We start from the raw sequence: 12854 nt of genomic DNA, 5'->3' as shown, positions 1-12854 counted from the left end.
GGTCAGTCCTCCGGGAGAAGATCGGGATGCGGGCAGAGCGCGCGCAGGCGTTGCAGTACGGCGCGGCGGGCGTGGGCGAACACGGCCTGTCCTTCGTGCAGGCGGGAGTGCGGGACGACCATCTCGCCGAGCGCGTCGATCTCGTACGCGAGCTGGGCAGGGTCCGTGCTCCCGGCCAGTTCGCCCAGCGCCACGGCCTCGTCCACCTGCCGCCGGACGAACTTCAGCCAATCGCGCATGGCCCGCGCGATGCGGTCGTGCACCGGCCCGGGGCGGTCGTCGAACTCGGCATGCACGGCGAAGAAGAAGCATCCGCCGGGCAGCACGCCGTCGCTGTAGAACTTCAGCCGCGCCTCGTGCAGCGCGAACAGCCGCCGCACACCGGCGGGGGCCCGCAGGGCGGGCGCCACCACCAACTCGGTCCACTGGCGGGCGGCCCATTCGACGGCGTCGAGCTGGAGTTGCTCCTTGTCGCGCCAGTGGGCGAAGAATCCGGACTTGCTGGTGCCGGTCGCAGCCGCCAGCCGTCCCAGGGAGAGCCCGTCCAGTCCCTCGACGGAGGCCAGGCTCACCGTCCGCTCCAGGATCGCCTCCCGGCTGCGTGACCCGCGCAGCCGTCGGCCGTCGTGTGTCATGGGCGCCAAACTACATTAACGACCGATCGTTTGTATATCTCCGCGGGAGATCCCGTCCGCCGGGACTTCCATTAGATAGTAAAACTATCCATAATTGGATACTGTAACTATCCAAAAGGAGCGAGTCTCATGACGTTGATCGTCCTCATCGTGGCCACGCTGGTCTTCCGCCTGCTGGGCGCGGTGCTCCACCTGGACCGTTTCGCCACCTGGCGGGTGGGCGCCGCGCACGGCCTGGCCGTCATGCTGGTGATGACGGCCAGTGCCCACTTCGTCCCGCCGGGCGTGACCTTCATGCCGAACCACGCCGACATGGTGGCGATGGTCCCGCCGTTCGTCCCGTTCCCGGCCTTCGTGGTCTACCTGACCGGCGTCCTGGAGCTGGCCGGGGCGGTGGGTCTCGCGCTGCCGGTCACCCGGCGGGCGGCCGGGATCTGCCTGGCACTGCTGTTCGTGCTCATGCTCCCGGCCAACGTCCACGCCGCGCTGGCCGGGACGACCCTCGGCGGAGAGCCGGCGACGCCGCTGTGGCAGCGCGTCCCCGAGCAGATCCTCTACATCGGCGTGGCGCTCTGGGCCGCGGGCGTCCTGGAGAGGCGTGCCGCCCGTACGGCCCCCGTGGGCGGCGCGTCCCCGGCGCTCTGAGGTCCCCGCCCTCTCCGGGGCGCCCGGCGGGACGGATGGTCCCGCCGGCCGGGGACCCGTCTCGCCCGGCCGTCCCGGCGTGGGGGCCGGAACGGCCGGGTCCGTCCTGTCAGCCGCGCTCGCCCGGCTGGTCGGAGCGGGCCGACTGGAGGAACTCGATGCAGCGGCCCAGCAGGGCGACCAGCGTCTCCCGCTCCTCCGGGCTGAACTCGGCGGCGAGTCCCCGCTCGACCCGCACCGCGCGGGCGTCCCCGTCGGCCAGCACCCGCTCGCCCTTCTCGGTGAGCCGGGTCTCCAGGATGTTCCGGTGCCACTCGTGCGGGGTGCGCTCGATCAGGCCGTTCTCCTGGAGGTTCTTGAGCACGGTGTTCATGGTCGGCGGGGTGACCGCGCACGCCCGGGCGAGCGCGGCGGCCGAGATCCCGGGGTTCCGCGACAGGTGCAGCAACGCCGCGTACTGCGACACCGTCAGGTGGGCCGGCTTCAGTGCGGACTGCTTGGCCGCGGTGAGCGCCTGCGCCGCCCGCTTGAGGTGGGATCCCAGGCGCTCCGGAACCGGCATCGAGGTCATTCCCGCATGTTAACGGCCTGGAGGATTCGCGGATTGACGATCATTAGAGTTCTAATTATCGTTAGAGGTCGATTTGGAGATAGACATCTAAGTACCTTGAGCGGTCGAATGGAGAAGCCCGTGTTCCGAGCTCGCAGGTCCGTCACCGTCGCGACCGCGGTTCTCGCCGCCGCCCTCGCCTGCGCCCCGGCGGCCCAGGCGGCCCCCACCGCCGCGGCCGGCCCGTCCCCGGCCGCCGCGGCCGACCGGCCCGCGTCGGCCCCCTCCGGAGCGCGCCTCCGGATCTCCACCGCGTACGAGTTGCCGGGGGAGCGGGTCTACCCGGAGGGCATCGCCGCCGACCCGCGCACCGGAGACCTCTACGCCGGGTCGTTCACCGACGGGACGGTCTTCAAGATGACCCCGGGACGGCGCACGGCCCAGATCTTCCTGCCGGCGGGCGCGGACGGCCGGCACACCGCCAACGGGCTGAAGGCCGACCGGTTCGGGCGGCTGTGGGTGACCGACTCCACCACCGGGGTCTCCGTGTACGACACGCGCAGCCGCCGCCTGCTGGCCCGCTTCGTGGTCCCGGAGGAGGGCGCGCGCTTCGTCAACGATCTCGCCGTCACCCCGGACGGCAGCGCCTACCTGACCGACAGCGCCCGCGCCATGGTCTACCGGGTCACGCCCCGGCAACTGGCCGGCGCGGGAGACGAACCCGTGGCGCTCACCCCCCGATTCGACCTGGGCGATCTCCTCGACGCCCACGCGCCCGGCGCGTACACCCTGAACGGGATCGTCGCCGGCCCGTCCGGGCGGTACCTGCTGGTCGTGGACACGACCGGTGGTGACCTCTACCGCCTCGACGTCGCCTCCGGCGCGATCCGCCGGGTCGCGCTGCGCGGCGGCGACCTGCTCCACGCCGACGGGCTGGAGCTGCGGGACGGCACGCTCTGGGCCGTCCACAACACCGACGACGCCATCAGCCGGTGGCGGGTTTCCCGGAACGGCTCCTCGGCCCGGCTGGAGCGGCGGGCGGCCGACGAGGAACTGCGGCTCCCGACGACACTGGTACGGGTCCGCGGGACCCTTTACGTGGTCCGCTCGCAGTTCGACAAGGGCGGCCCGATGGGGGAGGGAACCCCGGAGACGCCCTTCACCGTCGCCGCCGTGCACGGCATCTGAGCCCTCAGGAGCCCGGGCGGCCCCGCCTCAGCCGCCCGAATGTCCCCGGCAGGGGCCCGGCGCGGGCGTCGTGAAATCAGCCTGGCCTCACCCGCCCGGACGTCCCGGCAGGGGTCGCGGCGCGGGCGTCGCGAAGCCGGCCCCGCCTCACCCGCCGGGACGTCCGGCCGCCGGGCCGGGGGCGTAGGCGTGCGCGGGCCGCGGCCCGGAGGCGTCGTCGTACGACTCGCGGGCGTCGATCAGCTCGTCCCAGTGCTCCTCCGTCCAGGCGCACGCGGCCGCCAGCGGCACGAGCATGCTGCGGCCCAGCGGGGTCAGCTCGTACTCGACGTGCGGGGTGGCGCCGGCGAGGACGGTGCGCCTGACCAGGCCGCCGCGCTCCAGGGAGCGCAGCGACCCGGTGAGGACCTTGGGGGTGACGCGACGCAGCGGCACGCGCAGCTCGGAGAACCGGCGCGGCCCGTCTTCGAGGCATCGGATGATGAGCGCCGCCCACTTGTCGCCGAACCGGATCGGGTTGAGCGGGGACGGGCACAGCTCGTCGAACATGTCGGCGGGCAGAGGCTCCCTCATGACCTCACGATAGCCGGTATCCCGGCGGTAACCGCGGCTGCGGATAGCGTCCGCGAGCAGGCCGGGCGCACGGGACCCGGCCCCGGTGAAAGGCGGTCCCCCATGGACATCGTGATCTTCGGCGCGGGCGGCAGGGCCGGGCGGCAGGCCGTCGCCGAGGGGCTCCGGCGCGGCCACCGGGTCACCGCCGTGGTGCGCGACCCCGCGCGCCACGGCGACCTGACCGGCGCGCGGGTGGTGGCGGGCGACGTCGTGGACGAGGCGGGCGTCGAGCGGGTGGCCGCCGGGCACGACGCCGCGATCAGCGCCGCCGCGGACCTGGCCGTGCCGCCGCACGACTTCTTCACCTCCTCGGCCCGCGCCCTGTCGGCCGGCCTGGCGAAGGCGGGGGTGGGCCGTCTGGTGGTGGTCGGCCTCGCGTCCGTCCTGCCCGGCGCGTCCGGCGTGCCGCTGATGGACGAGCCCGGCTACCCGAACGAGTACCGCGCCTTCTACCTCGGCCACGCGGCGGGCCTCGACGAGCTGCGGGCGTGCGAGCCGGACTGGGCGTACGTCGCGCCCGCGGGCGACTTCGACCACGGCGGCGTCCCGACGGGGCGGTACCGGGTCGCCGAGCACGGGGACGCCGCCAGCCGCATCACCTACGCGGACTTCGCGATCGCGCTGCTCGACGAGGTCGAGGCCCCCCGGACCCGCCGCGCCGCCGTCAGCGTCCGGGAGGCATGAGGCCCGAGGCCCACGGCGGCCCGAGCCCCCCGGGCCGCCGGGCCTCCGGGCGGGCGGCGCCCGTCGTGGTCAGGCCTGTTCCTGGCGGGGCATGATCACCTCGCGGATGATGAGCAGGATGGCCGCGACCAGCGGGATGCCCAGCAGCGCCCCCACCACGCCGAGCAGGGCGCCGCCGAGCAGCGCCCCGACGACCGTGGCGAGCGGTGGGACGTCCACCGAGCTCTTCATCACGCTCGGCGCGATCCAGTAGTTCTCGATCTGCTGGTAGATGGTGAAGAAGACGATGCAGACGATGCCGACCGTGGGCGAGACGAAGAACCCGACCAGGGAGGCGATCCCCGCGCCGATGAAGGCGCCCACCATCGGGATCAGGTCGGTCAGGGCCACGATCAGGGAGAGCCCCAGGGCGTAGGGGACCTTCATGAGGACCAGGAAGAAGAAGGTCGTCACCCCGGCGATCAGGGAGATGATGAGGTTCCCGGCGACGTAGCCGCCGATGCTGGCGATGATCTGGTCGCCGAGCAGGCTCGCCCGGGTACGGCGGGAGCGCGGCACCAGGCGGTAGGCCATCTTCTTCAGGGAGTTGAGGGAGCCCAGGAAGTACAGCGTCAGGACCAGCACGGTCAGGGAGTTGAAGACCGCCCCGATGAGCACCTGGCCGAAGCCGAGCACGCCGCCGAACATCTGGCTGCCGAAGTCACCGCTCGTCACGTACTGCTGGAGCCGCTCCAGGATCTGGAAGCGCTCGTCCAGGTCGCGGATCAGCGGGTTGTCCTGCAGCTCCCGCACGTACTGCGGGAGCTTCTCCACGAAGTCGGTGGACTGCGTGGTCAGCGGCGGCACCACGGCCAGGCCGAAGGCGACGAAGACGGCGGTGACGCAGAGGAAGACCGCGGTGATCGCCACCATGCGGGGCAGGCCGCGCCGTTGCAGGGCCTCGACCGCCGGGTTCAGGCCGATGGCGAGGAAGAGCGAGACGACGATCAGTATGATCACCGAGCTGGCGCTCATCACGGCCTGCACCAGCCACCAGGCGGTGAGCACGCCGAGCGCGGCGGTGAAGCCGAACACGAACGGGTGGTTGCGCATGGACCGGCCCGGCCGCCCGAAGGGCAGGTCCGGCGGGTCCTCGGGGGCGTCGAGCGGCTGCAGGGGGCCGGCCGAGGTGAGGATCGGCTCGGCGGGCCCGGCCGCGTCGGCGGAGTCGGCCGCGACCGGGTCGGGGGCTTCTGGGGCCTCGGGGGCGGGGGAGTGGTGCTCGGACACGGAGGGGACCTGCCCGTCGTTTGGGCGAATAGTCGGGTTCAACGGGTGATGGCCACCACCGGCGGCACTGGGAGCGGTCATGACGCCTTGGCGTACGTGCGGGGACGCAGGGCGTGGCTGCGCAGCGCCGCCAGAGCCGCCGAGCGGCCCGCGGGGGTCAGCCGCCCGCCGGTCCGCAGCCCGAAGGCGGCCAGGCGCCGCGCGAGGTCGGCCAGGACGGCGTCCACCTCCCTGGCCCGTCCCTCCCCGCGGCCGACCACCCCGGCGACGCGGTCGCGGTCGGCGGGGGCCCCCTCGGCGAGCAGCATCAGCGCCGCCTCGCGGGCCGAGGCGCGGAAGGCGTCCTCCCCGGGAGCGGGGGCCAGCAGCGCGGCGGACGCCGTCTCCCACAGCAGATCGCGGTCGCCGAGCAGGCGCCGCCCCTCCCGGGTGGTCACCAGCCTCCGGCCCGCGCGGCGCAGCGCGCCCATGCGTCCCTCGGCCAGCTCACGGGCCGCCTCCAGTTCCCCGTCGCTCCAGCGGCTCCCGTCGGGCGCCGGGCGGGCCGGGTCGCGGTCCTGGGGCAGCGGGATCCCGTCGGGGCGGCGGCCCAGCTCCAGCAGCCACCGCAGCGCGGCGAGGAATGTTCCGGCCGGAGCCGGGACCGGGGCGTGCAGGTGCGCCTCGAAGGGCTGGGCGAGCTCGCGCCAGGCGGCGCCCCGGCCCAGCACCCAGCGGTTGAGCCGCTCACCCCGGACCCGGTGCAGCCAGCTGTCGCCGCCGAGGTCGGCGCGGGGTTCGGTCAGCCAGCGGCGGGTCAGCGCCTCGCGCCCGGCGGCCGAGTCCACGGCCGGCTCCCCGCAGACGCGGGCCAGCTCCAGCGCGGCCGAGCAGGCGCCGTGCGCGCCCAGCTCCTCGGGACCCATGATCGAGCTCCACCGCAGCTCGGGGAGGTCGGGCGGGAGCAGGCCGGTGGCGTCCAGGGCGCGCCGGCAGGCGGCCGTCCCGGCCTCCTCGCCGGACCGCTCGTAGGTCCGCAGGATCCGCGCGGTGAGCGGCGAGGAGCAGAGCGCGGCGTAGCGGCCGAGGCCGCCCAGCTCCAGCAGCCTGCCCAGCGCCGTGGCGACCGCCCCGCGGTCACCCGCGATCTGGGTCGGCAGCGTGTACCAGAGGAACTCGCACACGGTCAGCTCGGTGAGGGTCTCCAGCGGCTCGCCGCCGGTGAGCCGGTCGATCGCGTCGCGGGCGTGCCCGGCGTGGCCGGGCTCGGACCGCTCCAGCTCGGCCAGCAGCGCGGCAACGTCCGGCGCGGGCACGCTCCGCAGCCTGCCGTGGCCGGGCCTGCCCTGGCGATGGAGGTGACGCAGTGGTTCGTGCACCGTGCCTACCCTAGGAAATCCGCATCCGAGCACCACATGGGAACGATCAGATCCAGCCCTTCTTGAAGAGCATCCGCGCGCTCCAGTCCGTGTAGGGAATGATCTCGGCGGTGAGGACGGGGTACAGCCACCAGAAGTTGAGGACCGCCAGCAGCGTGAAGGAGCCGACGACCACCCCTCCGACCATACGCCTGCGCGGCGGGGCGTCCGCGCGGCCCAGGACGAGCCCGGCGGCCAGGGTCAGTGCCAGGATCATGAACGGCTCCATCGGGGCCGTGTAGAACAGGAACATCGTGCGGTTGTCGGCGATCGCCCAGTAGAACCAGGGCAGCCAGCCCGCGATGTAGGGGAGCAGCACGGCCCCGGCCCGCCAGTCGCGGGCCGAGACGTACCAGGTGAACATGGCGACGAGCGCGGCGAGCCCGCCGTACCAGATGATCGGGGTGCCGACCCCGAGGACGGCCTGCGAGCAGTTCTGCGCGCCGCAGCCGGTCTTGGGCGACTCGTAGAAGAACGCCACCGGGCGCAGCAGCAGCGGCCAGCTCCACGGCTCGGACTGGTAGTTGTGCGGGGTGGACAGGCCGTTGTGGAAGCCGAGGACCTGGAAGTGGTAGGCGAGCCACGATCGGATCGAGTCGAAGACGAAGTAGGCGGGGCCGTGGGAGGTGGCGCGCTCCCAGTTGCGGCCCCAGCCGCCGGCGGTGGCGAACCAGCCGCTCCAGGAGGCCATGTAGGCGACGGCGGGGGCGAGGGCCATGGCGGTCAGCGCGGTCGGCAGGTCCTTGCTCGCCGCGCCGCCGTACGGCCTGCGCAGGCCGACGGCCTTGCGGGCGCCGGCGTCCCAGACGAGGGACATGATGGCGAGGGCGATCAGGAAGAAGATGCCGGACCACTTGACGGCGCAGGCCGCCCCCAGGCAGACGCCGGCCGCGATGCGCCAGGGGCGCCAGCCGAGCCAGGGGCCGTGCTCGTCGAGCGGGGAGGTCTCGTACCAGGCGGCCAGGCGGGCGCGGGCCCGGTCGCGGTCGGTGACCAGGCAGGCGAAGCCGGCCAGCACCCAGAACATCAGGAAGATGTCGAGCAGCGCGGTGCGGGACAGCACGAAGTGCTGGCCGTCGACCGCCAGCAGCAGCCCGGCGAGGCAGCCGAGCAGGGTGGAGCGGGTCATCCGGCGGGCGACGCGGGCCATGACGAGGATCGACACGACGCCGGTGAGGGCGGCGGCGAAGCGCCAGCCGAACGGGGTCATGCCGAAGATCTGCTCGCCCAGCGCGATCATCCACTTGCCCAGGGGCGGGTGGACGACGTAGGAGGCGCACTTCTCGAGCTGGTCGGCCGCGCACCGCTGCCAGATGTCGGTGTTGCCCTGGAGCAGCAGCGCGTTGGCGTTGTCCACCGGGGTGTGCTCGGTGCCGAAGTTCAGCAGCGCGAAGCCGTCCTTGGCGTAGTACGTCTCGTCGAACATGACCGCCTTCGGGCGGCTCAGGTCGACGAAGCGCAGGATCGCACCGAACGCCGCCACCAGCGCCGGGCCCAGCCATCCCCACAGGGCGCTCCCGGGCATCGGCGGGACCAGGCGGTCGCGCACGGAGCGTGCCGATTCGCGGGTCGGCGAGGGGTCGGGCTGCTCGAACCCCTTGTTGGTGAAATCGGTCACGGCCACCCGGCCATCGTACGGGCCACCCCGCCCGGCCACCCAGGGAAACCCCGGCCGCATGCCCAATTGAGGGTGATATTCCCGGGTGATCCGGGTTGGCCGCCGGGTGGGACGGTCCTCCGGCGGGCCCGCCCCCGTGACGGCGCCGGTGAACGGGTACGGCCTCCCGGTCGGTCCCCGGGCGGGGACTCCTCCGCGCGCAGGTGAACGGGCGGTCCTGGGGTGCGCTGTCCTTCTGCGGTCGGGGACCGGCCCCGAGCGCCGGTGAACGGGGGCCGATCCCCCGGGCGGGGGCCCGCCCCCGGATGCGCGAGGATGGGGGCGTGACGGACAACGGCAGGCTGGTGCTGGCGGGAGCCCCGATCGGGCAGGCGGGCGACGCCTCCCCGAGGTTGCGCGACGCCCTGGAGAACGCCGACGTGGTCGCGGCCGAGGACACCCGGCGCCTGCGCCGGCTGGCCGCCGAGCTGGGCGCCGAGATCGGCGGGCGCGTCGTCTCCTACTACGACGCCAACGAGTCCGGCCGGGCCGCCGAGCTCCTCGCCGCGCTCCAGGAGGGCCGGACCGTCCTGGTGATCACCGACGCCGGCATGCCCGGCGTCTCCGACCCCGGCTACCGCCTGACCAGCCTGGCCGTGGAGGCCGGGATCACGGTCACCTCGCTGCCGGGACCCTCGGCGGTCACCACCGCCCTGGCCGTGTCCGGCCTGCCCAGCGACCGCTTCTGCTTCGAGGGCTTCCCGCCGCGCAAGCCCGGCGAACGCGCCCGCAGGCTCGCCGCCCTGGCCGCCGAGGAGCGCACGATGGTGTTCTTCGAGGCGCCGCACCGGCTGGCCGCCGCGCTGGAGGCGATGGCTGAGGCGTTCGGCCCGGACCGGCCCGCCGCCGTCTGCCGCGAGCTCACCAAGACCTACGAGGAGGTACGGCGGGGCGGCCTCGGCGAGCTGGCCGAATGGGCGGCCGGCGGGGTCAGGGGCGAGATCACCGTGGTCGTCGCCGGACGCGTCCACGACGCCGCGCCCCCGTCGATCGAGGAACTGGTCGAGGAGGTGGCCCGCCGGGAGGAGGCGGGCACGTCGAGGAAGCAGGCGATCGTCGACGTCGCCAAGGGCGCGGGCGTGCCCAAGCGGGTCCTGTACGACGCCGTCCACCAGGCGTGACCCGTTCGGTCCGGAGGCCGCCGCGGGACCCGGCGCGCGGTCCCCGGTGGCACGGGCCCGGTGTGCGGGGGTCTCAGCGCCGGGTGCGTCCCGGGCGCCGCGAGGCCGTCCCGGACGCCGGACGCGCGCCGGGCCGGGCGCCCGCGAGCCGCGGCGCGACCCCCCGGAGCCACGGCACCCCGTGCCGCAGCGAGATCGCGGCGGCCAGGCAGGCCAGTGGCACCGCGGGCAGCACGTAGCGGTAGTCGAACTCCGCGGTGGCCGCCGGGGCCAGGAGGAGGCCGAAGGAGGCCAGCCACGGCAGCAGCACCGGGCCGCCCAGCCTGCGCCAGCGCACCGCCACCCCGGCCAGGCCGATCAGCAGCAGCACGCCGAGCACCAGGCCGGGCAGCCGTACGATCCGCTGGTAGCCCTGCATGAACGCGGCCCACGGGTCGTTCACCCGGGTGCCTATCACCTTCGCCCGGCCGTCGATCGACGCGGTCCGCAGACCCGGGTCGTAGATCTGGGCGTCGCCGTCGGTGGTGCCCTTGTACGACGACCAGGAGGGCAGCACCTTGTCCTCGAAGGGGAACTCGTACTGCAGGTAGGTCTTGTAGTCGGGGAAGCGCGGCCGGCCCCAGTGGAAGGCCCGGACGAAGTCGAGGCCGACCCGGGCGAGGTAGTCGCCCGGCTGGGACAGGATGGCCCGCTTGGCGAACTGCCCGGCGACCCGGTTCATCTCCGGGGTGAAGGTGACGCCGGAGCCGAAGGCGTGGAAGCGCTGGCCGTCGCCGTTGGCCCACCACAGGTAGTTCTGGCCGGAGAAGTGGCGCTGGCTCGGCGGCGCGGTGATGCACAGCAGCGCCAGCTCCAGCTCCTCGCGCGGGTCGACGCCCATCTTCTTGCAGTCGGAGAACAGGGCCGTGCGCATGTAGAGGATCGCGCCGTCGCTGTTGGTCATCGCGAAGTTGCCGTGCGCGGAGGCGAACCACGCCATGTACCCCGTCACCGGGATCGCGCAGGCCGTCACCATGGCGGCGACCGGCCGCCAGCCGACCCGCTTCACCAGGAGGTAGACCACCACCAGCGCGAGGATCGGCAGGCCGATCGACCGGGTGAGCGCGGTCAGGGCGAGCAGCAGGCCGACGACGACGCCCAGCCGCCACGACATCTTCCGGTGCCACAGCACCAGCGTCACGACGCCGACGACCAGCAGCATGAACATGGTGTCGGACATGACCAGGTGTTCGAGCTGGATCTGGTAGGCGTCGAACAGCACCGGCGCCGTCGCCAGCGTCGCCCCCCAGGCGGGCAGCCCGAACTTCCGGCGCAGCAGCGCGTACACCAGGACGGCGACGGCCAGGCCCATGAGGTGCTGGGTGAAGGCGACCAGTCCGAAACTGTGAAATGGTCTGAGCAGGAGCAGCCAGAAGGAGTAACCGTTCGGCCGCAGGGCACTGGGCCGTTCGGGGTTCACCGCCCCGGAGACGTAGTCGTAGGAGTCGTTGAACCACAGCGCCGGGCCGTATCCGATCATGGTGACCAGCCGCAGCGCGAACGCCGCCGTCAGGGCGGCGAGGAAGACGCGGTGACGGCGGACGAACGCCAGGAGACGCGCTCTCCAGCCAGATGGAGGCTCGTCCAGGCATGGTCGTTCGGCCACGGTAACCATGCCTTACAGGATGCCAGTCCTTTCACGGAGTTGCCCCGCGCGCGAGTCGGCACAGGGCATCATGATGAGATTGGCTTGTGCCGGATCGAAGGGTTGAGACGTGGAACTGACCGTGGTCATGCCATGCCTGAACGAGGCGGAGACCGTGGAGACCTGCGTACGCAAGGCGCTGGCCTGCATGCGGGACCACGGGATCGACGGTGAGGTGCTGATCGCAGACAACGGCAGCACCGACGGCTCGCAGCAGCTGGCGCGCGACGCCGGCGCCCGGGTCGTGCACGTGGACGCCAAGGGGTACGGCAACGCGCTCATGGGCGGCATCCGCGCGGCGCGCGGCAAGTACGTCATCATGGGCGACGCCGACGACTCCTACGACTTCACCTCGCTGCTGCCGTTCGTCGAGCAGCTGCGCGACGGTGCCGACCTGGTGATGGGCAACCGGTTCAAGGGCGGCATCGCGCCGGGGGCCATGCCCCCGCTGCACCGCTACCTCGGCAACCCGGTGCTGTCCTTCATCGGCCGCCTGTTCTTCCCCAGCGCCATCGGTGACTTCCACTGCGGCCTGCGGGGCTTCCGCCGCGACTCCATCCTGCGGCTCGGCCTGCAGACCGGCGGCATGGAGTTCGCCAGCGAGATGGTGGTGCGCTCGACCCTCTCCGGCCTCGACGTGCGAGAGGTGCCCACCACGCTCTCGCCGGACGGCCGCTCCCGCCCGCCGCACCTGCGCTCCTGGCGCGACGGCTGGCGCCACCTGCGCTTCCTGCTCCTGTACAGCCCCCGCTGGCTGTTCCTGATCCCGGGCATGATCCTGATGACCCTGGGCCTGGTGGCGGGCACCGCGCTGACCTTCGGCCCGGTCTACATCGGCAAGCTCGCCTTCGACGTCGACACCCTGGTCGGGGCGTCGGCCGCGATGGTGATCGGCTTCCAGGCCACGCTGTTCGCGGTGTTCACCAAGGTGTACGCGGCCGAGGAGGGCTTCCTGCCGGAGGACCGGCGGGTGCGCAAGCTCGTCGACGTGGTCACCCTGGAGAAGGGCCTGATCGTGGGCGGCCTGCTGGCCCTGGCCGGTCTCGGCGGCCTGGCCGCCTCGCTGGTCCACTGGCAGACCCGCAGCTTCGGCACGCTGATCCCGTCGGAGTCGCTGCGCCTGGTCGTGCCCTCGGCCACCGCGCTGATCATGAGCTTCCAGACCATCTTCGCGGCCCTGTTCGTCAGCATCCTGGGCATCCGCCGTACCAAGGAGACGCCCATCGACGTGGCGGCCTCCGCAGCGGAGGAGGCGGCCGAGGCCGTCAGCCGGGAGGACGGCCGAGCCGCGAACCGGGACGAACCGGCCGGCAGCCGGGGCGGCGCCGCCTGATCCCCGCGTAGCCCTGATCCCCGCGCAGCCCTGATCCCCGCGCAGCGCGCCCGAGCCGCATCGGGCCGCGCGCCGG

12 protein-coding genes are annotated in these 12854 nt (G+C 73.2%); 5 read left to right on the top strand and 7 right to left on the bottom strand.

What is annotated here, in order from left to right:
* Nucleotides 1-2: 2 nt before the first annotated feature.
* The gene (locus tag HDA43_RS24975; protein WP_179825656.1) at nt 3-635 is read right to left on the bottom strand and encodes a TetR/AcrR family transcriptional regulator; all 633 of its coding nucleotides are present in this window, start codon (nt 633-635) and stop codon (nt 3-5) included.
* A 129-nt stretch (nt 636-764) separates the two neighbouring features.
* Between HDA43_RS24975 and HDA43_RS24970 the strand changes: the two genes are divergently transcribed.
* Nucleotides 765-1280, top strand: a complete 516-nt coding sequence (locus tag HDA43_RS24970; RefSeq protein WP_246424503.1) for a DoxX family protein — start codon at nt 765-767, stop codon at nt 1278-1280.
* A 109-nt stretch (nt 1281-1389) separates the two neighbouring features.
* Here HDA43_RS24970 and HDA43_RS24965 read toward each other — a convergent pair whose 3' ends face one another.
* A complete protein-coding gene (locus tag HDA43_RS24965; protein ID WP_218912401.1) occupies nt 1390-1851 on the bottom strand; it encodes a MarR family winged helix-turn-helix transcriptional regulator in 462 nt (153 codons plus the stop codon).
* Between the two features lie 108 nt (nt 1852-1959).
* On the opposite strand from HDA43_RS24965, the gene HDA43_RS24960 reads away from it, so the two are divergent.
* On the top strand, nt 1960-3018 hold the full coding sequence (locus HDA43_RS24960; RefSeq protein WP_179825655.1) for an SMP-30/gluconolactonase/LRE family protein: 1059 nt from the start codon (nt 1960-1962) through the stop codon (nt 3016-3018).
* Nucleotides 3019-3165: 147 nt separating this feature from the next.
* Here the strand turns inward: HDA43_RS24960 and HDA43_RS24955 are convergent, their stop codons facing one another.
* On the bottom strand, nt 3166-3591 hold the full coding sequence (locus tag HDA43_RS24955; RefSeq protein WP_179825653.1) for a winged helix-turn-helix transcriptional regulator: 426 nt from the start codon (nt 3589-3591) through the stop codon (nt 3166-3168).
* 102 nt (nt 3592-3693) lie between these two features.
* On the opposite strand from HDA43_RS24955, the gene HDA43_RS24950 reads away from it, so the two are divergent.
* Nucleotides 3694-4317, top strand: coding sequence for an NAD(P)-dependent oxidoreductase (locus HDA43_RS24950; protein ID WP_179825650.1), 624 nt, complete (start codon nt 3694-3696; stop codon nt 4315-4317).
* 69 nt (nt 4318-4386) lie between these two features.
* Here the strand turns inward: HDA43_RS24950 and HDA43_RS24945 are convergent, their stop codons facing one another.
* From HDA43_RS24945 to HDA43_RS24935, 3 genes are all read right to left on the bottom strand, one after another.
* Nucleotides 4387-5586: an AI-2E family transporter gene (locus HDA43_RS24945; RefSeq protein ID WP_312873529.1), complete on the bottom strand. Its 1200-nt coding sequence runs from the start codon at nt 5584-5586 to the stop codon at nt 4387-4389.
* A 77-nt stretch (nt 5587-5663) separates the two neighbouring features.
* A complete protein-coding gene (locus HDA43_RS24940) occupies nt 5664-6944 on the bottom strand; it encodes a hypothetical protein (RefSeq protein WP_312873528.1) in 1281 nt (426 codons plus the stop codon).
* A gap of 46 nt (nt 6945-6990) precedes the next feature.
* Complete coding sequence (locus tag HDA43_RS24935) at nt 6991-8661, bottom strand: dolichyl-phosphate-mannose--protein mannosyltransferase (RefSeq protein WP_179826471.1); 1671 nt, start codon at nt 8659-8661, stop codon at nt 6991-6993.
* Between the two features lie 245 nt (nt 8662-8906).
* Here HDA43_RS24935 and rsmI point away from each other — a divergent pair, with 245 nt between their 5' ends.
* The gene (gene rsmI, locus HDA43_RS24930; RefSeq protein WP_179825647.1) at nt 8907-9761 is read left to right on the top strand and encodes a 16S rRNA (cytidine(1402)-2'-O)-methyltransferase; all 855 of its coding nucleotides are present in this window, start codon (nt 8907-8909) and stop codon (nt 9759-9761) included.
* A 73-nt stretch (nt 9762-9834) separates the two neighbouring features.
* Here the strand turns inward: rsmI and HDA43_RS24925 are convergent, their stop codons facing one another.
* The gene (locus HDA43_RS24925; protein ID WP_179825645.1) at nt 9835-11415 is read right to left on the bottom strand and encodes a hypothetical protein; all 1581 of its coding nucleotides are present in this window, start codon (nt 11413-11415) and stop codon (nt 9835-9837) included.
* Between the two features lie 100 nt (nt 11416-11515).
* Here HDA43_RS24925 and HDA43_RS24920 point away from each other — a divergent pair, with 100 nt between their 5' ends.
* On the top strand, nt 11516-12778 hold the full coding sequence (locus HDA43_RS24920) for a glycosyltransferase family 2 protein (RefSeq protein WP_179825643.1): 1263 nt from the start codon (nt 11516-11518) through the stop codon (nt 12776-12778).
* The last annotated feature ends 76 nt before the right edge of the window (nt 12779-12854 follow it).

It is taken from the genome of Streptosporangium sandarakinum (genome assembly GCF_013409935.1).
GTDB classification, from domain to species: Bacteria; Actinomycetota; Actinomycetes; order Streptosporangiales; family Streptosporangiaceae; genus Streptosporangium; species Streptosporangium nondiastaticum.
This window is presented reverse-complemented; position numbering and strand designations above follow the sequence as displayed.